The following is a 21,813-nucleotide window of genomic DNA, read 5'->3' on the forward strand; positions in this document are numbered from 1 at the left end:
CGATTCTTCGCTGCCTCCCCTTTCCACATCTCCGGTTCCCAGGGGGGCGGCAGAGCCGGAGCCCCCGGGCGGCTACCGGACGATGCCTACGCGGTCGGGCCCGCCGACGGTCCAGCGTCCGGTCAGCGGGCGGTCACCGTGGTTGCCGTAGGAGAGGACCTGGTCCGCGGCGAGCCGGACTGTGTCGTTGGTCAAGTGCCAGGTGATGCCGCGCCGGATGCCGATGGTGTCATAGCCGTCTTTGTCCCAGTCCCCGGACACCGGAAGGTCGCCGCGTGCGCCGAAGTGGAAGGTCCGGGCTACACGGGGAACGATGTTGCTGTCGGTGAGGTAGAACCGCAAGCTGATGCCCGATGGCCGGACGACGCCCAGGGTGTCGTAGCCGTCGTTGTTCCAGTCTCCCGTCAGCGCCAGATCGCCGCGTTCGCCGTAGTTGAAGACACCGTCGGCCCGGCCGGAGGTGTTGCTGTTGCGCAGGTAGGCCGTGCCGTTGCGGTACACCCCGAGGGTGTCGATGCCGTCGCCGTCCCAGTCTCCGCAGAGCGGCTGGTCGCCGGGGTCGCCGTACGCGACCTTCCGAACGGTCTCGGCTCCGCCAAGGCTGCTGCGCAGGTACCACGAGCCGTCGCGGAAGACCGCCGGCGTGTCGATGCCGTCACCGTCCCAGTCGCAGGCGAGGAATAGATCGGTGGTGTGGCCGAACTTCGTACTCGCGGAAACGCCCTCGTAGTGCAGCTGGGCGGTGCGGAAGGACTGGGCACGGGTTGCGAAGGAGCGAAGCTCAGCCATGGTGCCGCGGAACACATTCGAATCGCCAACGAACGGGCCGGTGCTGCTGTACTGCCACACTGTGTAGCTGGACCAGCCGGAGGGCAGGGGGCCTGGGGAATCAGCGTAGCGGGCCAGATGCAAGGGATGATCGGCAAAGGCCCGCGAGTCCCCGGTGCAGGTCTGCCACCAGTCGGTGGTCGTATAGATCATGGGCAGACGCCCGGTGCGTGCCTTGATGGTGTTGGAGAAGTCGCGGATCCAGGACACCATCTCCGAGGGGCTCATATCGTAGCAAGTGTTGCCCAGTTCCTCGTAGGGGTTGTACTCGATGTCGAGCAGCGGGGGCAAGGTGCGACCGTCGCTGCTCCACCCGCCGCCGTTGTTGATGAAGTAGTTGGCCTGCGCCGCGCCGCTGCTGACGTTGGGGATGGCGAAATGGTACGCGCCCCGGATCATGCCGGTGGTCGCGGAGCCATCGTACTGTTGCCGGTAGTAGGGGTTGCGGTAGCTGGTCGCCTCCGTCGCCTTCACATAGGCGAACCGGGCGCCCTGGTCCCATGCCTGCTGCCAGTTCACATTCAGCTGGTGGCTGCTGACGTCCAGGCCCTGCAGGCCCGTCGCACGCATGGCGGCGAAGGCGGTGGCCCCGGGGCCTGCGGCCGCTGCTCCCGTGCCCGGGGCAGTGGCCGCTTCGATCGCGGTGTCGACGACGGCCGAGAGGCCCTCGGACTCGATCTTTTCTTCGAGGAGGTCCCGAACCTCCTCTTCGGCTTCGCCGGGAACCTGCGGATCGGCGGTCTCATCGAGGCGGTCCAGGCCCTGGCCCATGCGGGCGCCGAGCGGCCCGATGAGTTCTTCGAGGGATTTTTCGCCGGATTCCGTGTCGGACTCCTTCGATGCCGACGGCGACGGCTCGCCGGTGGGGGATGACGGCGAGCCGTCAGGCGCGGACGGCACCGGGGCAGCGGTCTCCGCCGCAGCCGGCAGGGTCGGATCAGATAAGGGGCTTTCCGCGACGAGGGTGGGTTCCGTGCCGGGCGCCGAGATGGCCCCGGCGTCCTGGGGCAGCAGCTCAAGGTTCTGCAAACCGAGCGGCCCGTCGGCGGGCGCGGCATTGGTCGCCTGGGCAGGCACGGCGGTGGCGGTCAGGGTCAGGATCAACGCGGCGGCGGGAAGCCAGCGGGCTGGGGAAGGTGGTTTCACGGGTGTCTCCGAGGCTTGACGACACGGTAATGGTTCGCAGTGCGGCCACCAGCCTACCGGCACTTGTTGCTGAAGTTGCGGAAGTTGTCACCCCTTTCGAGGTGTTAGGCGACGACGTGGCGGACGAGCGTGCCCGCCGCGGAACGGGGGCCGCGGCGCAGCGCGATGGCCAAGGTGTACAGGGCATTCAGTCGGGACGTCCAGTGAAGCCGGGCGGCGCGGGAAGCACGGGGCCAACCAAGTTCGGCGAACCTCCGGGTCTGGAACTGGAAGAAGCGCTGCTCCTCACGGAAGCGGCGGCCGTCCACCGCCCTGACGCTGGAGTCTGAGGCGGCATGGCGGCGGTAACGGAACACCCGGTCTGGCGTCAGGACCAAGGAACCTCCGTCCGCGACGATGTCCAGCAGGAGGGCCAGGTCCTGCACCACGTCGTATTCGCGGCGGAACCCGATGCGCTGCAGTACCTCCGTCCGCCAAGCCAGCGCCGGAAAGTAGTGCCACCCCCCGTGCAGGAGGCTGGCGGCCAGCCATTCCCCCTCCAGCTCCAGTGTGGCGCGGACCGTTGGCGCCACCCAAGTCTTGACCCGGTCGGCCAGGGGCAGCCACTGCCGGCCCGCTCCGTCGATCACCACGACCGCGGGCTGGGCCGCAGCGGCGGCGGGATGGTCCGTCAGCGCTCGGACCACCACGTCCAGGTAGCCGGGGAGCATAAGGTCGTCGGCGCCCATGAGTACGGTGATCGGTGCAGCCGCGAGTTCGACGGCGCGGCGGTAGTTGCCATTGGCGCCCAGATTCGTGTCGTTCCTCAGGTAACGGACGCGGGTATCGTCCAGTTCGGCGAACCAGCGGCGCGGCTCGGGGTCAGGAAAGCCGTCATCCAGGACCGTCAGCTGCCAGTGCTGGAAATCCTGGTCCATCACGCTGCGCACCGCTGCCTTCATCAGGTCAACGTCGCCGTAGTAGGGAAGCATTACGTCAACTTCATGCATCGCTCCACCTCCTTTCTGGCGCGTTCTCCGGCGGTGCCGTGGCGGGTCGGTGGCGGTAGAGTTGTCAGGCGGCGGACTGCGTGCGCGGCGGAGTCGGATGGGCTCGGGCCGCAGACGCTACATTCCGGTCGCATGGGAGACAAGAGCCGCTACGAAAAGAAGAAGAGGCACCTGCTGATGTCCCAAGAGTCGCCGGCGTCCGTCGCCGCTGAGAAGACCATCGGAGCCAAGGGCGCCTCCGGAGTCGGCGCCGCTTCGCTGTTCTCCGCGCTCTCCGGATTCGTCATCCTGTTCGTGGTGGCCCGGGTCCTCTCCCCGGCCGAGAACTCCGAATTCCTTGCCTACTGGGGCGCCCTCTTTGCTGTGTACGGCATCCTGTTCGGGGTCATCGCCGAAACCACCCGGGCCGTCGGGCGGGCCGAGCTCGACCGGGAGGCCGCGGTGCCCGACGACGCCGCTGGACGCCCCCGCGGAGCGAGCGTCGTCGGCGCGGCCCTGATCGTGGGTGCCGGGCTCGCGGTCCTCGTGGCTGCCGTCGGTTTCCCCTTTGCCGAGCAGCTGTTCGGCGCCCACGGTAGGGCCATTGTGGCCCTCCTGGTGGTGTCCTGCCTGGTCTATGCCTGGCACGCTGCCATCGCAGGCTCCCTCCAGGGCCTGAGGCTGTGGCAGCCGTACACCAAGCTGGTCACGATGGAGGCGTTGTTCCGGCTCCTGGCGGTCGTGGCCGTGGCGCTGGCCTCAGGGGCGCTGTTCAGCATCGAGCTGGCCTGCCTGGCCGCACTCGCGGCTGCACCCGTCCTTTTTGTCGGTTCCCGGGCGACGCGGGCGGCATCCGGCGCCCGGGCCGACATCCCCCTGGCGCCGTTCCTGCGGCAGACCGGTCAGGCGCTGGTTTCTGCGGCTTCCTCGGCTGCCCTGCTCGTGTCGTTCCCGATCCTGGTTAAGGTCACCACGGCGCCGGATGCCTACGAACTTGCCGCCCCGCTGTTGCTGGCCATCTCCCTGACCAGGGCGCCGATCATGCTGCCGCTGCAGGCCTTCCAGGGCGTCGCGATCTCCGCGGTGCTGAGGGCACGCGACGAGGGTGCCCGGGCCATCCGCCGCCCCATCGGCGCGGTCCTGGCCGTCGGCGTCGTCGGTGCGGCCCTTGCCTGGCTGATCGGGCCCTGGCTGATGCTGCTGTTCGGGCCCGAGTATATCGTTGCAGGCTGGGTCCTGGCGGCCCTGACCCTCGATGCGGCGCTGATCGCCCTGCTGACGTTGTCCGGTACGGCGTTGCTCGCCCTGGGTCGGCACCGGGTCTATGCCCTGGGCTGGCTGCTGGCGACCGTGGTGGCTGTCGGCTTCCTGCTGATTCCGGGCAGCACCGAGCTGCGCTGTATTCTCAGCCTGACCGTGGGTCCGCTGTGCGGCATCGTCCTGCATTTCGCGGCCTTGCTGCGCGGAGGTCGAAGCGAGCGGCGCGTCCGCGGTCAGTGAGCGGGATCGCGTCTCGACGCGTTTTGTCCTCCGGAGAGGCACACGTGCAGGAGAGGGAATGCGCTGGTCCAACCGGGGCACGGTACGCTGGGCCGGGTCCTGCTGCCCCGCTCCCGTACGCCATGATGCTGGCCGCGGCCGCAGCGGCGACCTGCGTATGCTGTTCGGCAGCGTCAAGGGGCCCGGCCGAGCCTGAACGGTGAAATGAGCCCTCCTGCCCTTGACGGTGCGTGGCCGCACCCTGATGGTGTGATGGTGCACACCGCCCGTCCGGTTCCCTTCCGGGCAGCGGTACCCTGCACCGGACGACGGAGGGATTGGGGCCATGCAGCCTGAAGACGTGGCGGCCACAGACTGGGACGCGCCGGTTCCCCGGGTCAGCGTGTGTATGGCCGCGTACCGCGGAACAGCATTCATCGAGGAGCAGATCCGCTCCATCCTGGCCCAGCTGGCCCCCAGTGATGAACTGGTTGTGGTCGACGATGCCTCGCTCGATGACACCGCCGTTACGGTGAAGGGAATCGACGACCCCAGGATCCGGCTGTACGCCAACGACATGAACCGCGGATACGTGCGTACTTTCGAACGCGCTCTCGGGCTGGCCCGCGGGAGGTACCTTTTCCTCGCTGACCAGGACGACCTGTGGCTGCCCGGCCGGGTGGAGTCGATGATCGCCGCTATGTCGGGCCCGGACGGCGCCGGTGTTGTGGCCGGAAATTTCGGCTTCCTTGGTGCCTCGCCGCGGCGTATCGCATCGCTCCGGCTCAAGGGGGCGGACAGCGGCCGCCGGGCGGCCAATCTGCTGGCCCTGTGGATCGGAGTGCGTCCGTACTATGGGTGCGCCATGGCCATGACGAAGCAGTTTAGGAACCAGGCGCTGCCCTTTCCCCCCATCCTCACCGAAACCCACGACCAGTGGATCGCCATGGTGGGCATTCTGCACGGCCAGATGAAGCACCTGGAACAGGACACCCTGCTGCGTAGGCTGCACGGGGAAAACACCACGCCGAGGACCATGCGCAGCCCATCAGCCATCCTGCGGGCCCGCCTCATGCTCGCGCGGGCCTTCGTCGTCGCCCTTCGGCGGCGGCCGGCCTGACGGTTATCCACCGGTCCGCAAAACTACGCTCGCGCGGGGACGGCCCTTGTCCTAGTCTCTCGCCTGCGGCGGAGGCAATCAGTCTCGCAGGGTCGGCCGGAGGAGGGGACAACGGGGGATGAACGCATGGATGCCGTCGGGATAGTCGAGGGGGAGGTCCGCGAGCTGATCCGGACGCGCGGGCTGGACCCGCAGCGCCAGCCCGCGGAGGTCCGGCGGCTGGTGGATGAGGCCCTGCGGGACTATGACGAGCGCTCGCTGCTGGGGCGGCTGCCGCCCCTGGGGCAGCTGGAGCAGGTGCGCAGGAGGGTGCTGGACTCCGTGGCGGGGTTCGGCCCGCTGCAGCCCCTGCTCGATGACCCCGATGTGGAGGAAATCTGGATCAACGCCCCGGCCGAGGTCTATGCCGCTCGGGGCGGGCGGGCCGAGCTGACCCCTCTGACCCTCACAGCCGAGCAGGTCAGGGACATCGTCGAACGGATGCTCAAGAGCTCCGGGCGGCGGCTGGACCTTTCCACCCCGTTCGTCGACGCCGCCCTGCCCGACGGCTCGCGCCTGCACGTCGCCATTCCGGACATCACCCGCCGCCACTGGGCCGTGAACATCCGCAAGTTCATCGCCCGGGCCAGCCGCCTCGAACACCTGGTGGAACTGGGCACGCTCACCCCGCAGGCCGCCAGGTTCCTGTCCGCGGCGGTCGCCGCCGGCCTGAACATCCTGGTATCCGGGGCCACCCAGGCCGGCAAGACCACCCTGCTTAACTGTCTGGGAGCCGCGGTGGGGCCCGGGGAGCGGGTGATCACCGTCGAGGAGATCTTCGAGCTGCAGCTGCCGGTCCGCGACGTCGTGGGCCTGCAGTGCCGCCAGCCGAACCTGGACGGGGTGGGGGAGGTCCCCCTGCGGCGGCTGGTCAAGGAGGCCCTGCGGATGCGTCCGGACCGGATGATCGTCGGTGAGGTACGCGAGGCCGAAAGCCTGGACATGCTGATCGCCCTGAATTCCGGCCTCCCGGGCATGTGCAGTATCCACGCGAACAGTGCCCGGGACGCCGTGATGAAGCTGTGCACGCTTCCCCTGCTGGCGGGCGAGAACATCTCCAGTGCCTTTGTGCTGCCCACGGTGGCCGGCAGCATCGACCTCGTAGTGCACTGCATGCGCCTGCCTTCCGGCCACCGCACCGTCACCGAGATCCTGGCCCTGGGCGGACGCGTCGAGAACGGCGTGATTGAAGCCGGTTCCGTGTTCCGGACCATTGACGGCCGCCTGCAGGTCACCGCGGCGTCCTTTCCCGCTCCGGAGAAGTTCGCCCGGGCCGGATACGACGTCGGCGCGCTGCTGGAGGCTGCATGAGCGCGGCGGCCGGGCTTGGGCTCGGCCTCGGACTGTTCCTGCTGTGGTGGTCCTGCTGGGCGGCCCCGGCGACCGGACGCGAGCGCCGTCCCGGCCGCCTTGCGGTGATGATCACCCAGTCCGGCATTGAACGGCTGACTCCGGGCGGGCTGATCTGGGCCTGCTGCGCGGCAGCCGTGCTCATGTTCCTGGTGTTCCTTGCCGTCACGGCTTCCATCACCGTGGCCGCCTGCTTCGCGCTCTTCGGCGCCGCACTGCCGCCGGCGCTCGTCAACTGGCAGGCCTCCCGCCGCCACAGCCAACGTGAGCAGCTGTGGCCCGAGGCGGTGGACCACCTTCGATCCGCCATCCGCGCCGGGTTGCCGCTGCCCGAAGCCCTGGGAGAACTGGGCAGCACGGGTCCGGAGGACCTGCGGGGACCCTTTCGGGAGTTCGCGGCCGACTACCGGGCCGGAGGACAGTTCTTTCCCGCGCTGGACAACCTTAAGGAGAGGCTGTCCGACCCCGTGGCGGACCGGATCATCGAGGCCCTGAAAGTGACCCGTGATGTCGGCGGCTCGGACCTGGGCCGCCTGCTGGGAACCCTGTCGACCTTCCTGCGCGAGAACGCACGCACCCGCAGCGAGCTGCTCGCCCGGCAGTCTTGGACGGTCAACGCCGCCCGGCTTGCCGTGGCGGCCCCGTGGATTGTGCTGGTCCTGCTGTCCAGCCAGCCGGCGGCCGCAGCCTCCTACAGCTCGCCCGCGGGGGCCGCGGTACTGGCGTTCGGTCTGGTGGTCTCCGTGGTCTGCTACCGCCTGATGCTGCGCATCGGTGCGCTGCCGCAGGACGAGCGGGTCCTGCGGTGACGCCGCTGCAGAGCACCACATCATTGCTCGGGCTGCTGCTGGGCGCCGGTCTCTGGCTGGTCTCGGCACGCCTGCCGTTCCTGCGGAGGACTGAGTTCGCCGAACGGATATCGGCGCATATCCGTCCGGCGGCGGGGCGGTCCCGGCTCCTGCCGACAGCCCGGGACTTCACGCCGTTCGGACCGCTGGAGCGGGTGCTGCGTCCCGTGCTGCGTGACCTGGTCCTGCGCCTGAACCGGATCAGCCCGGCCGGCAAACCGCTCGGCGCGCGCCTGCAGCGCGCGGGGCTGCGGCAGGGAGTGCTTGACTTCCGTGCCGAACAGGTCCTCTGGGCCGGGCTCGGCCTGATCGTGGGCGGGGCAGCCGCCGTCGTGCTGGCCGGAGCCGGCCATATCGGGGTAACGGCGGTCCTGGTGCTGACCGCGGCGGGGGCGGTCCTTGGCTACCTCTTTCGGGATTACCTGCTCGGGGTGCGGATCCGTCGCCGGGAAGCGAAGATGCTGGCGGAGTTTCCGGCCCTGGCGGAAATGATGGCGCTTTCCGTCGGCGCCGGTGAGAGCGCGGCCGCTGCCCTGGAACGGATCGCGCGGACCGCGCGGGGAGAGCTTGCAGGAGAGTTCAGGGAGGTCGTGGTCCAGACCCGGTCGGGGGTGCCGCTGATCCAGGCGTTGCGGGAGTTTTCGGACCGGCTGCAGCTGGACCCGCTGGCCAGGTTCGTCGACGGGGTGTGCGTGGCGCTGGAACGGGGCACTCCGCTGGGCGATGTGCTCCGGGCGCAGGCCCAGGACGTGCGGGACCTGGCCAAGCGCGAATTGATGGAGGCCGCCGGGCGCAAGGAGATCGCGATGATGGTCCCCCTGGTCTTCGGGGTGCTTCCGCTGACGGTGCTTTTCGCCGTCTTCCCTGGGCTGGCGCTGCTCAGGCTGGGTTTTTGAGGTGCTGGATGGACGACGATCGAAGGGAGGCCGGCGATGGGCCGGATGAAAAGGGTGATGGCGGTTCCGGGTGAGCTGGCGGGCTTCGCCTGGCTGCGGCTGCTGGCGGCGGCGCGGCCGAAGGACGGGGAGCGCGGCGATGTTCCCGGCTGGGTCATGGTGACTTTGATGTCTGCGGTGCTCGTCGTCGCGCTGATCGCGGTGGCGCAGCCCCTGCTGGAGGAGCTGTTCAAGACGGCCATCCAGCGCGTCCAGAATGCCAATTGATCTGCCGTCCAAAGCAGCCGGCCGCGACCGGCCCGACCGGGGTTCCGCCGTCGCCGATTTCGCGATGGTTGCCGCGCTGCTGACCTTGGTCTTCGCTGCGGTCCTGCAGCTGGCCCTGGTGATGCACGTGCGCAACACCCTGGTGGATGCGGCGTCCTCCGGGGCGCGCTACGGCGCCCTGGCCGACCGGACGCCCGAGGACGGCGCACAGCGTACCCGGGAACTCATCGGCGCGAGCCTCGGCGACGGCTACAGCCGCGAGGTCAGCTACGGCGAGCAATACTCCGAGGGACAGCGGCTGCTGCAGATCCGGGTGCAGGCGCCCCTGCCGGTGGCCGGGCTGCTGGGACCGGACGGGATGCTGGAGGTGACCGGCCATGCGCTGTGGCCTGCCGGTGCGCCGTAGCCGGCGATCCCGTCGCCGGCGGGAGCAAATCGGCGCAGGGACGCCGGAAGTCTTTCTGCCCGCGCGGCAGTGCAGGCGCCCGCGACACCTGCAGCAGCGCGACGGGGAGGAAGGCAACGCGGCCGTGGAGTTCGTTTTCCTCGGCGTGCTGCTGCTGGTGCCGGTGGTCTATCTGGTGCTTGCCGTGGGATCAATCCAGGGCGCGTCGTACGCAGCTGCCGGTGCCGCGGAACACGCGGCGCGCTCCTACGCCGCTGCGGCGGGTCCCGAGGAGGGCGAGTCGGCAGGACGGCAGGCGGCGGCGGTCACGCTGTCGGACTTCGGCTTCGGGGTCGCCGCACCGGAGGTCTCCTTCAGCTGCGCCGACGCCGCCTGCCTGGAAGCCGGAGGCTACGTGACGGCAAGGATCGCTTTCCAGGTTCCGCTGCCGCTGATCGGTGCGCTGCCCGGAATGGAACAGGGGCCGGTGGAGGTTTCCGCGACGTCGACCCAGCGGGTGGAGAAGTACAGATGACCGGGCTGCGGTACGGCCGCCGGAGGCGCGGCAGCAGCGGCGGGATGGACGGGCCTGCGGCGACGCCGGCCGTCGGATCCCGCCGGCGCGGCGTCGGCGTGGGCGAGGAGGGGCAGGTGACGGTGCTGGCGCTGGGCTACGCCGTGCTTGCGCTGCTGGTCGTTGCCGTGGTCCTTGGGGTCTCGGCGGTCTACCTCGAGCACAAGCGGCTGCTGTCGCTGGCTGACGCGGCCGCGGTGGCCGCAGCCGGGTCTTTTACGCTGACCCAGGAAGCGTCGGGTGCCGCCGGACCGGGCGTGCGCCTGCAGTCGGAGCGTGTGCAGGCCGCCGCCCGCGAACACCTGGCCAGGTCCCCGGAAGCTGAACGCTTCAGCGACCTGTCCCTCGGGCCCGGCACCGGCTCACCGGACGGACGGACCGCGGTGGTGGAGCTGTCCGCCGTCGCCCACCCGCCGGTGGTGAACTTCCTGGTTCCCGCCGGGATCCCCATCGAGGCGGTCAGCGATGCCCGCGCCCGCCTGACGCGCTAGCCGCGCCCGGCTGACCACGCCGGCCCGGCCGTCGCACCGGCCGATCGCTCCGACATCGACGGCGGTGCCCGCAGACACCGTACCCGGCGGGTGGAAGACTGGCGGCAGGGCGGACCAACCGCTTACCTGCAGGGCAGCAAACGCCGATAGGACCGGGAGAAGCCATCACCCGTCACACCTGCCAGGAGAGGAATATGAGCCGCTTGCCCGCAGCCGTGCTGCCGTTCCTGCTGGGGGCGGTCGCAGCGGGAGTCGGCTACGACCTCGGCACCTACAGCGACGGCCGCGCAGCCGTCGACGCCCTGTACCGGGACATGGGCGAAGGCTCCGGTCCGCTCGGCGACCCTGTCGAGGGCACCCGGTGCAGCAAGGGCATCCACGGCTGCGTCCGCGGGTTTGAGCACGGGTTCATCGCCTGGACCGCGGACACCGGCGCCCAGCCGGTCCAGGGCGCCATCGGTGCCGAATGGGGTGCCGGAGGCACGCGGGGCCTGCTCGGCCTGCCGCTCGCCCCCGAAACCTGCGGGGACGGCGCATGCAGCCAGCAGTTCCAGCGGGGCCGGATCTCCTGGAACGCGGCGGACGGAACCAGGGTCGCCCGGGCGATCGACGATCCGGCGGACGTCCGGGTGGTGGTGAACAAGCAGCGCCCGCTGGTGCCCGCCGACTGGGCTCCCGGCGACCTGGGCGCCGTGGACGGCCAGCCCCTGCGCGTCGAGGCGGCGCAGGCACTGCAGCGGCTGATCGACGACGCCGCAGCCGAAGGCGTGCCGATCCGGGCGATCAGCGGCTACCGCCCGCAGCATGTGCAGGACGGGCTGTACCGCAGGTACACCGCGCTCTACGGCCAGGCCACGGCAGACGCCATTTCGGCCCGGCCCGGGCACAGCGAACACCAGACCGGGCTCGCCGTCGACATCGGCAACCCCGACGGCGCCTGTGCCCTGCAGGCCTGTTTCGACCAGACCCCTGCAGGGCAGTGGGCCGCCGCCAACGCCCACCGCTACGGGTTCCTGATCCGGTATCCGGCGGGTGCGGAACCGGTGACCGGCTACGCCTACGAGCCCTGGCACCTGCGCTACGTCGGGATACAGCTGGCCGGGGACGTCAGGGCCTCCGGCGCCGCCACCCTCGAGGAATACCTGGGCCTGCCCGCAGCGCCGGGGTACTGACATCTCCCACCGGCGCAGGGGTGCCGCTCAGCGGCCCAGGACCGTGCGCGCCCTGCGCCAGAGGCCGGCGGGGCTGCCCGCACCGCTGTCCGCCTCGGCGTCGGCCGCGCTCCGCCGGGAGTACAGGGCGTCCGCCTCGGCGCGCTTGTCGGCGGTGAGGGCCGCCAGGTTGCCTGCCAGCGGTCCGCGCCGGACCGGCATGCGCAACGGCCCGCCGTCCTCGAGGGTCCATCCGCTGCCGATCGCCGTCAGGGAACCGTGCTTGACGTCGTAGTAGCCCGGACGCACGCTCAGGGCGATGCCCCGCGCGCCGGCCGCGGCGGCCAGCAGGTGCAGATGGAACCGTGTGGTGATCCACTGCTGGTTCGGACCCACGGGCAGCCCGTGCCGCCAGACATGGGAGAAGGGCAGGAACTTATCCTCCGGTATCAGGTCGGCCAGCTGCTCGTACGCGGCGTAATCGACGCCGGGAATGGCCTCCAGGTACCGGACGTCCTTCCCGTCCTCGACGGCCTGTTGAATCATCGGCCGCACGGTGCCGATGATCTCCTCCAGCCGGCCCGGAGCGGCCAGGTCGGACTGGATGCAGACCATCAGCCCGCTCGGGGCGCCGGGAGCAGCAGCCGCCACCGCGTCGGAGGCCGCCAGGAAGGCATCGTCGAGGCGGGCGGGAATGCCGGAGGTTTCGGCGCTTTGGCTGTCACGGGCGGCGGCGTAATCGAAGCCCTCGAACAGGGTGCCGGGATCCGCGGGCCCCTCTGCCACCGGCAGCAGCCCCTGGCCGGTCGCGTACAGCCGGGCTCCCGACACGCTGCGCACGGCCTTCATCGCGGCAACCAGCCCCAGATGCTGCGGCCAGATGCCGTTGATGTACCCGCCGCCGATCAGGTGGAGGGAAGACGCTTCGCGGACCTGCATCAGCCCGAGGTCGTAGCGCGGGGATCCGAAGTTCCGGACCAGGGCGCCGATGCGGTCCGCAGCCTCATCGAGGGGCAGCGAGCTGTGCTCGCCCATCAGCCGCCACAGCGTGTTGGTCACGCGCAGCCGGGGATGGAGCCCGGCAAAGAGGTGCTGGGCGCTGCCGGGATCGGGGCTGTCCAGCCAGACATCGGTGTCCGGATCCACCTCGGCCAGGTACCGCAGCCACGCTGCTGCAATGAATTCGTCACCGAAATTCGGGTACCCGGCAGAGCCGATCAAGTAGTGCGGGCGAGTATCCATCCAGCCAGACTAACCCGCATCCGGCCGTCGGCACGGCCAACGCCCGGGCGCGGGGAATCAGGACGCTTTGGCCTGCCTGCCGGCGGCCGGATAGTGGCCCCAGCCGCCGTGATCGATGTCGACGATCTGCCCGTCTTCGCCGTAACAGAAGGTCACCGGTTCGCCGAACTGCTCACAGCCCTCATCCGGGCACTTGTCGATGAGCTGTCCGGAATACTCGTCCGCGAAGGTGCGCTCCCACTCGTCCACCTTGCCCATCGCCCAGCCGTCGCCGGCCTCGGCCAGGTCCTGCAGCTCCTCCAGGGAGTAACGCCGGCCCGGCTCGGGATGCCGCACGTCGCCGTCGTGTGTGTTGGTGCCTGCCGTCATCGCTGCACTGACTCCTCACGCTTGTTGCTGACGCCCACCAATCTACTCCCGGGCGCCGACACCCCCTGCCTCCGGGCCCGGCGCGTCGGCGGCCGCCGGACCGGGCCCGCGGCTTCACCCCGCCACCGGACGAAGGCGATGGCGTAGTCTGGAGGAACCATGGCAGAAATCGATTTTTCCGCGGAGATCCGCGCCCTGCGTTCCACCTACTCGTCCATTGAGGAGGTCTCCAACGTCGAGGCCATCCGTGAGGACATCGAAGAGCTGAGCGAGATGGCCGGCGTCCCGGACCTGTGGGACGACCCCGCGGCCGCGCAGAAGATCACCTCCAAGCTTTCCCACCGCCAAAGCGAGCTGGAGCGGCTGGAAAAGCTGGCGGCGCGCATTGACGACCTCGAGGTGCTCGTGGAGCTGGCACAGGACGAAGCCGACGAGGACAGCCGCGCCGAAGCCGCGGCCGAACTCGAGTCCCTGCGGAAGGCCCTGACCCAGCTCGAAGTGGTGACCCTGCTCTCCGGCGACTACGACGAGCGCGAGGCCGTCGTCACGATCCGTGCCGGCGCCGGCGGCGTGGACGCCGCCGACTTCGCCGAAATGCTGCTGCGCATGTACCTGCGCTGGGCCGAGCGCCACGGCTACCCGACCCAGGTCCTGGACACCTCCTACGCCGAAGAGGCCGGACTGAAGTCGGCGACCTTCGAGGTCAAGGCGCCCTACGCGTACGGCACCCTCGCCGTCGAGGCCGGCACCCACCGCCTGGTGCGGATCAGTCCCTTCGACAACCAGGGCCGCCGCCAGACGTCCTTCGCCGCGGTCGAGGTCATTCCGCTGATCGAGGCCACCGACCACATCGACATCCCCGACAACGAGATCCGGGTGGACGTCTTCCGTTCCTCCGGCCCGGGCGGCCAGTCCGTGAACACCACCGACTCGGCGGTGCGCCTGACCCACATCCCCACCGGCGTCGTGGTCTCCATGCAGAACGAAAAGTCGCAGCTGCAGAACCGCGCCGCCGCGATGCGCGTGCTGCAGTCCCGCCTGCTGCTGCTGAAGAAGGAGCAGGAGGACGCCGAGAAGAAGGCGTTCGCCGGCGACGTCAAGGCCTCCTGGGGCGACCAGATGCGCTCCTACGTGCTGAATCCCTACCAGATGGTCAAGGACCTGCGCACCGAACACGAGGTCGGCAACACCTCCGCCGTGTTCGACGGTGAAATCGACGACTTCATCGACGCCGGCATCCGCTGGCGCGCCCACGGCAGCATCCCCGCCGCCAAGTAGCCGCGGGGCCCCGCTCCCGCTCCCGCTCCAGTTGCCGTGCCGGCTGAACCGGCGGGCCTTCCGCTCCGGGCCGGCGTTCCGTGCTAGGAATGCGCCACAGGCCGGCCGCGGATGCGAACCGCTTTCCGCCGCTGCCGGCGCCGCGCGGCGAAGGGAGCAGTCCGATGACTCAGGACAGGCTGGCGGGCCTCCGGGTGCTGGTCACCGGGGGAGCGGGAGGCATCGGCGCGGCCTGCGTCCGTGCCTTCGCGGAGCAGGGCGCGGCGGTCACCGTGGCCGACGTCGACGGCGACGCCGCGCGGAAGGTCGCCGACGACGCCGGCGGCACCGCCTGGACGGTGGACCTGACGGACACCGGGGCGCTGGAGCAGCTGCAGCTCGACACCGACGTGCTGGTCAACAACGCCGGCATCCAGCGGGTGGCCCCCATCGAGGAGTTCGACCCCGGGGCGTTCCGGCTGATCCACCGGCTGATGGTCGAGGCCCCCTTCCTCCTGATCCGCGCCGCCCTGCCCGGCATGTACGCGCGCGGTTTCGGCCGCATCATCAACATCTCCAGCGTGCACGGGCTGCGGGCCTCGGCCAACAAGTCGGCGTACGTCAGCGCCAAGCACGCCCTCGAGGGGCTGTCCAAGGTCTGTGCCCTGGAGGGCGCCGCCCACGGCGTCACGTCCAACTGCATCAGCCCGGCCTATGTCCGCACACCCCTGGTTGAAGGGCAGATCGCGGATCAGGCGCGGCTCCACGGCATTGCGGAGGAGGAGGTGCTGGCGCGCATCATGCTGGCGGAGCAGGCGGTCAAGCGCCTGGTCGAGCCCGACGAGGTCGCCGCCCTCGCGGTCTGGCTCGCGGGCCCGGACGCCGGGATGGCCACCGGAGCGTCGTACCCGCTCGACGGCGGCTGGAGCAGCCGGTGACCGCCGGTCCCGTTCGGCGACACACGCAGCCGAACGCGACGGATTCTCCTGCGGTGCCGATATAGTCGACTAGCCGGTGCCCCATATCCCGACCCAGGCCCGTGCCCCGGCCGCAGAAGATGGGCACAAAGAGCCATGATCACATTTGACAACGTAACCAAGGTCTATGACCGTACCTCGCGTCCGGCGCTGAGCAACGTGAACCTGGAGGTCGACCGGGGCGAGTTCGTCTTCCTGGTCGGTGCCTCCGGCTCCGGCAAGTCGACCTTCATCCGCCTCGTGCTCAAGGAAGAGCACGCAACCCGCGGCACGGTCTACGTGGCCGGCGCCAACGTGGCGCGCATTCCCGGCTGGCGGGTGCCGCGCCTGCGCCGCAACATCGGCGTCGTGTTCCAGGATTTCCGGCTGCTGCCCAACAAGACGGTCTTCCAGAACGTGGCCTTCGCCATGCAGGTGATCGGCCGCAGCCGCGCCGTCATCCGGGATTCCGTCCCCGAAGTGCTCAAGACCGTGGGCCTGGAAGGCAAGGATGGCCGGCTGCCGCATGAGCTTTCCGGCGGCGAGCAGCAGCGCGTGGCAATTGCCCGCGCAATCGTGAACCGCCCGGGCATCCTGCTGGCCGACGAACCGACCGGAAACCTCGATCCCGCCACGTCGCTGGGCATCATGAAGGTCCTGGACCGGATCAACCAGAACGGCACCACCGTGGTGATGGCCACCCACGACGACGACATCGTCAACGCCATGCGCAAGCGCGTGGTGGAGCTGCGCTCCGGCAAGGTGGTCCGCGACGAGCGTGAAGGCATCTATCTGGGTGAGCCGCCGGCCGCCGACGCCGCCGCCGAGACGGCCGCAGCCGGCGATCCCGGCAGGCCCGCAGACGACGGCGGCGCCGTCACCGGTAAGGGGAACACGGAATGAGACTTGCCTTTGTCCTGGGGGAGATCGGCTCCGGCATCAGGCGCAACCTCTCGATGGTCGTCTCGGTGGTCCTGGTGACCTTCGTGTCGCTGACCTTCGTGGGGGCCGCGGCGATGCTGCAGATGCAGATCGGCCAGATGAAGGGTTACTGGTACGACCGGGTGCAGGTTGCGGTCTTCCTGTGCGTGGACGAATACTCCTCGCCCAACTGCTCGGGCGGCGCCGTGACCGACGAACAGCGCGAGGCGATCGAGGAACGCCTGACCTCCCCGGCCTTCGCGGAGTACGTCGACACGGTGCACTACGAGGACCAGCAGACGGCGCTGGGCCACTTCCAGGACCAGTTCGCGAACTCACCCATCGTGGACCAGGTCACGGCCGAACAGCTGCCCGAGTCCTTCCGGGTCGGCCTGGTGGACCCGGAGAAGTACGAGGTCATCAACGAAGCCTTCTCCTCGATGCCCGGCGTCGATGAGGTCAGCGACCAGCGTGAACTGCTGGAGAAGGTCTTCTCCGTGATGAACGGCGCCTCGGTGGTGGCCGTCCTGCTGGCCGCCGTCATGCTCGTCTGCGCCATCCTCCTGGTGGCCACCACCATCCGCCTCTCCGCCTTCAGCCGCCGCCGGGAAACCGGCATCATGCGCCTGGTCGGCGCCTCGAAGGCCGTGATCCAGCTGCCGTTCGTCCTGGAGGGCGTCATTGCCGCGGTGATCGGGGCGCTGCTCGCATCGGTTACCCTATGGGGACTGGCCCGGTTCGGCATCACCCGGCTGGCCGAGATGTATCCCGACACCGCGTTCATCTCGGCGCAGCAGGTGCTGCTGCTCAGCCCTGCACTACTTCTTCTCGGCGCGCTGCTTGCGGGGGTATCCTCGCTCTTGACGCTCCGGCGGTACCTCAAGGTGTAGGCGGATGCAGCCACGAATTTGCGGTACACAGAAACATCGAATGAACACTATTGGGGAGCCGTTGGTATGCAGGTAGCTGCTGGTAAGCGCCGGAGCGCGCGGATGCTCGTGGCGTGGCTTGCCGCTGCCCTGGCACTGGCCCTGGTGATGCCCTTCAGCGGCACCGCCGAGGCGGACGAGCTGGATCAGCGCAAGGCGGAGCTCGACGCCGCCCAGCAGCAGGTGCAGGCCGAGTATGAATACCTCGACGCCGACATCGCCCGGACCGTTGCCGAGCTGTCGCTGCTGCGCGGCCAGCTGCCGGCCCGCCAGGAGGCCCTGACCGCTGCCGAAGGGCGCGTCGACGCCGCCGCAGCCAAGGTGGCGGACCTCCGCGACCGGCTGGCGCTTGCCCAGGAGACCCGCAACTCGCTCACCGCCCAGATCGAACGGGACGCCCAGGCCATGACCGAGGCCGAGCGCAAGGTGGGGCAGATTGCCAGCCAGGCGTACAAGAACGGCGGCATGCCGTCCAGCCTCTCCCTGATGCTGGGAGCCGACGGCGCCGAGAGCCTCAGCGGCTCCATGGGCCTTGCCGAACACGCACTGCGGAACCAGAATGCCGCCCTGGCTCGACTGTCCGAGCAGAACGCCACCAACGTGAACTCCGAGGCCCGGCTGGCCGCGGTCGAAGAGGAAATCACCGACCTGGAGAACCAGGCCACCACCGCGCTGGAGGCCGAGGAGGCAGCACGCAGCGAGGCGGCAGCCGAGAAGGAGAAGCTTGACGGGCTCATCGGCGAGACCGAAACGCTGAACAACCAGCTGGAGGAGCAGAAGCCGGCCATCCAGGCCAAGCTCAGCAATATTCAGGCCCAGCAGCAGCAGGTCACCAACGACATTGCCGAGCGGCAGCGGCGCCAGCTTGAAGAGGCCCGGCGCGCCGCCGAGGAAGCCGCCCGCCGCGCGGCCGAGGAAGCCGCCCGCAACGGCCAGGGCGGCGTCGCCCCGCAGGCGCCGGTGGCTCCGTCCGCACCGAGCGCCTTCGGCCTGCGCCACCCCGTCAACGCTCCGATCTCGTCCGGGTTCGGCTGGCGGGCCACACCGGCGGGCACCATCGATTTCCTGGGCAGCGGAGGCTATCTGCACTCCGGCATCGACTACGGCGCCCGCTGCGGCACCCCCGTCTACGCTCCGGCAGCCGGCGACGTCTGGCGGGCGGACCAGGGCGGCGGGGAAATGATCGGCACGGGCAACCGGGTGGTCCTGAACCACGGGGTCATCGGCACCAACGTCCTGGCCACGAACTACTACCACCTGAGCAGCTTCACGGTCTCGGTGGGACAGTACGTGCAGGCCGGACAGCTGATCGGCTACGTGGGCACCACCGGTAACTCCACCGGCTGCCACCTGCACTTCGAGACCATGCTCAACGGCAGCCTCGTCGATCCGATGGGCCTGCTCTAGCCGCGCCGCCGCACGGCCGCGTCCGGGCCCGGGGGAGGGCAGGGCCTACAATGGAGAGTCCTGCACCCCGGAGATAAAGGAGCGTTTCCGTGCCCAAGGAAAGTGGCCGGAAGGTCGTTGCGACCAACCGCAAGGCCCGGCACAACTACGAAATCCTTGACACCTATGAGGCGGGGATGGTGCTGATGGGCACCGAGGTCAAGTCGCTGCGGGAAGGCCGGGCGTCCCTGGTGGACGGCTTCGGGACGTTCTACAACGACGAGCTGTGGCTGGAAGCGGCCTACATACCCGAATACCTCAACGGCAGCTGGACCAACCACGCCGCCCGCCGCCGCCGGAAGCTGCTGCTGCATCGGGAGCAGCTGGAAAAGATCGCGCAGAAGACACGGGAGACCGGCTTCACCATTGTGCCGCTGCAGCTCTATTTCGTGGACGGACGCGCCAAGGTGGAGATCGCCGTCGCCCGCGGCAAGCGGGACTACGACAAGCGGCAGGCCCTGCGCGAGCGGCAGGACAACCGGGAGGCGCAGCGCGCGATGCGGGAGAAGAACCTCGGATGAGCGGTACCTTCTGGGAGCCCCAGGAAGAGGAAGAGACCGAGGCAAAGACCCGCATCCCGCTGTGGTGCTGGCCGGTCATCGTCCTCGACCTGCTGCTCGTGCTGGCCCTGGCCCCGGTCGCGATCCTCGTCGTCGTGCCTTTCTTCGCCGTGTACTGGATCGCGCTGGCACAGTTCGTCGTCTGGATTTCGCCGCTCCTGGTGGCCCTGAACGTCGCCCAGTTCGCCTGGGCATTCCGGCGCCGGCAGGCGGGAATCACCGGCCTGTCCATCCTGGGCGTGCTGATGGCCGTGGTCGCCTGGATCCTGGTGCTGGCCTGGCAGGCGCCGGTGGTCGTCTTCGGAGTCCAGCTGTAGCCGCCGGGAATACCCTCCGACCGGCGTAGGTTATACTGGGTGTCCGCGCTTCGGCGCGGCGCAGCCGGGAAACCGGCCGCGGTTGGCAACTGAATACGGGGATGATCGGTTTCGACGATGTTTGTCGCGACAGGGGAAGCGGGCCGAGGATGCAGAGTTATCTCGTAAACGCTCTCTGCAAACCAATAAGTGCCGAATCCAAGCGCACTGACTTCGCTCTCGCTGCCTAAGCAGCGGGCATAGTCCGTCAGCCCGGGGATGCTCTCGCCCCGGATCCTGGCGTCATTTAGAGAGCCACTGCTGGACACCTTCGCCGTCGGGGTGTCCGGGACTCTTAGACGGCTGGGCCCGGATCAGCCACTCGTTCGCGAAGATGGCTGGGGCCAAGAAAATCCGACGCGGACTGCGCCCGGAGAAGCCCTGACAACACGACATCGGACGGGGGTTCGATTCCCCCCATCTCCACGAGAAAGGCCCCGGATTTCCGGGGCCTTTTCCGTGCCCGGGTACAGGGCCCGAGGTCGCCGCGGCAGCCGTGACATTTGTCTCCCGGGGCGCCCCTGCCGCCTCCCGCGGGCCCGGGCGGCGGGGAAGCAGCCGTCGGCTTGGTAAGCTGGTAGCCGGCCAGCCGCGGACCCGCCGGGCTTCGACGGGAGCCATCCGGCCCGCTGCTGCTGCCCCTTTCCACCGCACCCACCACCACTGTTCAGCTGCTCCGTTTCCGACTGCCCGCGAGGCGGGGGGACGGCTCCTGAGACGTGCCCGGGATCCGGCGGCGGGAAGAACCGCACCACCGTAGGAGACCCCCCACCCCCATGCACACCGCCACCGTTTCCTCCCCCCGCGACGAGCTCTGGAACCGCCGCTACGAGCCGAACGTAGCCGCAGTCAACGAACTCTGCGATGCGCTGAAGGAGCTCAAGCCGGGCTCCGAAGTGCCCTACGTCGATCCGATGCATGACATCGACGAATGCCGGATCATCAGCCTGTTCTCCAACAACGGCGGCGAGCCGGACCCCTCCGGGTTCATCACTCCGGGCCCGGGCGAGGCGGCGACCCGCCTGCTGGGCGTGCATTGGAAGGCCGGACTGCATCCGCGATACGTCATGCCCTGGAACACCTACCCGTGGTTCCTGCCGGGCCAGGACGACGCGAAGCTCACCAAGGAGCAGGTCGCCGAGGGACTGAAACCGCTGCTGCGCCTGCTGGCCATCGTGCCGCGCGCCTCGGCCATCGTGGCCCACGGCGCGGAGGCTCAGCGCCTGGCCGCCGCCTTCCTGAAGACCGAGAACCGGATGATCTACCGCCGCAGCCTGAAGGTTTACAAGGTCCGTTCCCTGGTGGGGCGTTCCTTTGGCACGACGCCGGAACGGCAGGAGATCTCGCTGGCGGAAATGAGCCTGGCCTACAAGGACGCGATGGCCCGTACGGGCATCAGCGGCAGGTAGCCGGCACACGCGGAAGGAGGGCACGGACCACAGGTCCGTGCCCTCCTTCGTCGTTCCGGGCCTACTCCGCGAAGGCGGCCCGCAGGTTCTGCTCCTGGTCCTTCGAGAGGTTGGTGTAGATCAGGCTGGCCCCCGTGTAGCCCTTGAACGCGTCGGCCACCCGGTCCTCCACCGCGTCGGAGGACAGCACGAACAGCGCCGAGGTGCCGGGGGTGACCTCCTGGCGGACCTGCTTGATGAAGTTGTCGTCGATGCCGACGTCGACCATCGAACCGGTCATCGCACCGATCGCGGCGCCCACCGCGGCGCCGATCAGCGGGATGAAGAAGATCAGGCCGAACAGCAGGCCCCAGAATCCGCCGCCCAGGGCGCCGGCCCCGACCGTGTTGTGTTCCTGGACGGTCTTGGGCTTCTTCCGGCCCTCGGGCCAGGTGACAATGGCCTCGTCCTGCACGTTGATCAGGCCCTGCGACTGCAGGCTGGCAAGGGTCTGGGTGGCCTTCTCCGCCTCACCTGCATCCGAGAATTTCCAAACGGTCAATGTTGCCATAGGAAGACTCCAAACGATTCGGGATCCAGGCGCACACCCTCTGTCCCGTCCGGGGATTCGGGCCGGCCTGGCGGGTATCGACCACAGTAGTGACGGGGCCGTGCGCGGAACAAGACACGAGGCGCGGAGCCGGCCGTCCGGCGGCAAACCGGTCCCTTTCCGCCCCTGCGCGGCCTAGATGTAACTCTTACGGTCGTTGTGAACGCGTTCTATGGGTGAGCGTCCCTCGATCCCGGTATGGGGTCGGTGATGATTGTAGTGATGGAGCCAGGCATC

General features: G+C 69.2%; 23 protein-coding genes and 1 other RNA gene. 19 read left to right on the forward strand and 5 right to left on the reverse strand.

Going from position 1 to position 21,813, the window contains the following annotated elements:
• Positions 1–72: 72 nt before the first annotated feature.
• Together AC5RUW_RS15470 and AC5RUW_RS15475 are read right to left on the reverse strand one after the other, a co-directional pair.
• A complete protein-coding gene (locus tag AC5RUW_RS15470; protein WP_494161504.1) occupies positions 73–1,974 on the reverse strand; it encodes a lysozyme in 1,902 nt (633 codons plus the stop codon).
• Between the two features lie 104 nt (positions 1,975–2,078).
• A complete protein-coding gene (locus AC5RUW_RS15475) occupies positions 2,079–2,963 on the reverse strand; it encodes a glycosyltransferase family 2 protein (RefSeq protein WP_494161505.1) in 885 nt (294 codons plus the stop codon).
• A 132-nt stretch (positions 2,964–3,095) separates the two neighbouring features.
• Between AC5RUW_RS15475 and AC5RUW_RS15480 the strand changes: the two genes are divergently transcribed.
• The 10 genes from AC5RUW_RS15480 to AC5RUW_RS15525 all read left to right on the forward strand — a co-directional run bounded on the left by AC5RUW_RS15480 (position 3,096) and on the right by AC5RUW_RS15525 (position 11,563).
• Entirely contained in the window at positions 3,096–4,442 is a 1,347-nt protein-coding gene (locus AC5RUW_RS15480) for a lipopolysaccharide biosynthesis protein (RefSeq protein ID WP_494161506.1), read from the forward strand.
• 325 nt (positions 4,443–4,767) lie between these two features.
• A complete protein-coding gene (locus AC5RUW_RS15485; protein WP_494161507.1) occupies positions 4,768–5,541 on the forward strand; it encodes a glycosyltransferase in 774 nt (257 codons plus the stop codon).
• Positions 5,542–5,667: 126 nt separating this feature from the next.
• Positions 5,668–6,891, forward strand: a complete 1,224-nt coding sequence (locus AC5RUW_RS15490; RefSeq protein WP_494005385.1) for a TadA family conjugal transfer-associated ATPase — start codon at positions 5,668–5,670, stop codon at positions 6,889–6,891.
• Positions 6,888–7,739: a type II secretion system F family protein gene (locus AC5RUW_RS15495; protein ID WP_494161508.1), complete on the forward strand. Its 852-nt coding sequence runs from the start codon at positions 6,888–6,890 to the stop codon at positions 7,737–7,739. The genes AC5RUW_RS15490 and AC5RUW_RS15495 overlap by 4 nt, the downstream gene beginning before the upstream one ends.
• The gene (locus AC5RUW_RS15500) at positions 7,736–8,674 is read left to right on the forward strand and encodes a type II secretion system F family protein (protein WP_494161509.1); all 939 of its coding nucleotides are present in this window, start codon (positions 7,736–7,738) and stop codon (positions 8,672–8,674) included. The genes AC5RUW_RS15495 and AC5RUW_RS15500 overlap by 4 nt, the downstream gene beginning before the upstream one ends.
• 45 nt (positions 8,675–8,719) lie before the next feature.
• On the forward strand, positions 8,720–8,941 hold the full coding sequence (locus AC5RUW_RS15505) for a hypothetical protein (protein WP_494161517.1): 222 nt from the start codon (positions 8,720–8,722) through the stop codon (positions 8,939–8,941).
• Positions 8,931–9,347 (forward strand): TadE family protein, encoded by a 417-nt coding sequence (locus tag AC5RUW_RS15510; protein ID WP_494161510.1) that lies wholly within the window; start codon positions 8,931–8,933, stop codon positions 9,345–9,347. Before AC5RUW_RS15505 ends, AC5RUW_RS15510 begins: the two co-directional genes overlap by 11 nt.
• 124 nt (positions 9,348–9,471) lie before the next feature.
• Positions 9,472–9,861, forward strand: a complete 390-nt coding sequence (locus AC5RUW_RS15515) for a hypothetical protein (RefSeq protein WP_494161511.1) — start codon at positions 9,472–9,474, stop codon at positions 9,859–9,861.
• Positions 9,858–10,391, forward strand: coding sequence for a pilus assembly protein TadG-related protein (locus AC5RUW_RS15520; protein WP_494005379.1), 534 nt, complete (start codon positions 9,858–9,860; stop codon positions 10,389–10,391). The genes AC5RUW_RS15515 and AC5RUW_RS15520 overlap by 4 nt, the downstream gene beginning before the upstream one ends.
• Before the next feature lie 194 nt (positions 10,392–10,585).
• Complete coding sequence (locus AC5RUW_RS15525) at positions 10,586–11,563, forward strand: D-alanyl-D-alanine carboxypeptidase family protein (protein ID WP_494005378.1); 978 nt, start codon at positions 10,586–10,588, stop codon at positions 11,561–11,563.
• Positions 11,564–11,590: 27 nt separating this feature from the next.
• On the opposite strand, the gene AC5RUW_RS15530 is transcribed toward AC5RUW_RS15525, so the two are convergent.
• The gene (locus AC5RUW_RS15530) at positions 11,591–12,784 is read right to left on the reverse strand and encodes a polysaccharide pyruvyl transferase family protein (protein WP_494161512.1); all 1,194 of its coding nucleotides are present in this window, start codon (positions 12,782–12,784) and stop codon (positions 11,591–11,593) included.
• Positions 12,785–12,841: 57 nt separating this feature from the next.
• A complete protein-coding gene (locus AC5RUW_RS15535) occupies positions 12,842–13,153 on the reverse strand; it encodes a hypothetical protein (protein WP_494161513.1) in 312 nt (103 codons plus the stop codon).
• A 159-nt stretch (positions 13,154–13,312) separates the two neighbouring features.
• Here AC5RUW_RS15535 and prfB point away from each other — a divergent pair, with 159 nt between their 5' ends.
• The 9 genes from prfB (at position 13,313) to AC5RUW_RS15580 (ending at position 20,987) form a co-directional block, all read left to right on the forward strand.
• Positions 13,313–14,431, forward strand: coding sequence for a peptide chain release factor 2 (prfB, locus tag AC5RUW_RS15540; protein ID WP_494005375.1), 1,119 nt, complete (start codon positions 13,313–13,315; stop codon positions 14,429–14,431).
• 164 nt (positions 14,432–14,595) lie between these two features.
• A complete protein-coding gene (locus AC5RUW_RS15545) occupies positions 14,596–15,348 on the forward strand; it encodes an SDR family oxidoreductase (RefSeq protein WP_494161514.1) in 753 nt (250 codons plus the stop codon).
• 135 nt (positions 15,349–15,483) lie between these two features.
• On the forward strand, positions 15,484–16,269 hold the full coding sequence (gene ftsE, locus AC5RUW_RS15550) for a cell division ATP-binding protein FtsE (protein ID WP_494005373.1): 786 nt from the start codon (positions 15,484–15,486) through the stop codon (positions 16,267–16,269).
• Entirely contained in the window at positions 16,266–17,177 is a 912-nt protein-coding gene (ftsX, locus tag AC5RUW_RS15555; protein ID WP_494005372.1) for a permease-like cell division protein FtsX, read from the forward strand. The genes ftsE and ftsX overlap by 4 nt, the downstream gene beginning before the upstream one ends.
• A 66-nt stretch (positions 17,178–17,243) precedes the next feature.
• A complete protein-coding gene (locus AC5RUW_RS15560) occupies positions 17,244–18,623 on the forward strand; it encodes a peptidoglycan DD-metalloendopeptidase family protein (protein ID WP_494161515.1) in 1,380 nt (459 codons plus the stop codon).
• A gap of 89 nt (positions 18,624–18,712) precedes the next feature.
• Positions 18,713–19,183 (forward strand): SsrA-binding protein SmpB, encoded by a 471-nt coding sequence (gene smpB, locus AC5RUW_RS15565; protein WP_494005370.1) that lies wholly within the window; start codon positions 18,713–18,715, stop codon positions 19,181–19,183.
• On the forward strand, positions 19,180–19,539 hold the full coding sequence (locus AC5RUW_RS15570; RefSeq protein WP_494005369.1) for a hypothetical protein: 360 nt from the start codon (positions 19,180–19,182) through the stop codon (positions 19,537–19,539). Before smpB ends, AC5RUW_RS15570 begins: the two co-directional genes overlap by 4 nt.
• 97 nt (positions 19,540–19,636) lie before the next feature.
• Positions 19,637–20,007: a transfer-messenger RNA gene (gene ssrA / locus AC5RUW_RS15575) on the forward strand.
• Positions 20,008–20,354: 347 nt separating this feature from the next.
• The gene (locus AC5RUW_RS15580) at positions 20,355–20,987 is read left to right on the forward strand and encodes a uracil-DNA glycosylase family protein (RefSeq protein ID WP_494005368.1); all 633 of its coding nucleotides are present in this window, start codon (positions 20,355–20,357) and stop codon (positions 20,985–20,987) included.
• Between the two features lie 61 nt (positions 20,988–21,048).
• On the opposite strand, the gene AC5RUW_RS15585 is transcribed toward AC5RUW_RS15580, so the two are convergent.
• Positions 21,049–21,537 carry a DUF1269 domain-containing protein gene (locus AC5RUW_RS15585; RefSeq protein ID WP_494005367.1) on the reverse strand — a complete coding sequence of 163 codons (489 nt, stop codon included), beginning with the start codon at positions 21,535–21,537 and terminating at the stop codon, positions 21,049–21,051.
• Positions 21,538–21,813 lie beyond the last annotated feature (276 nt).

Source organism: Arthrobacter sp. Y3222053, assembly GCF_059092805.1.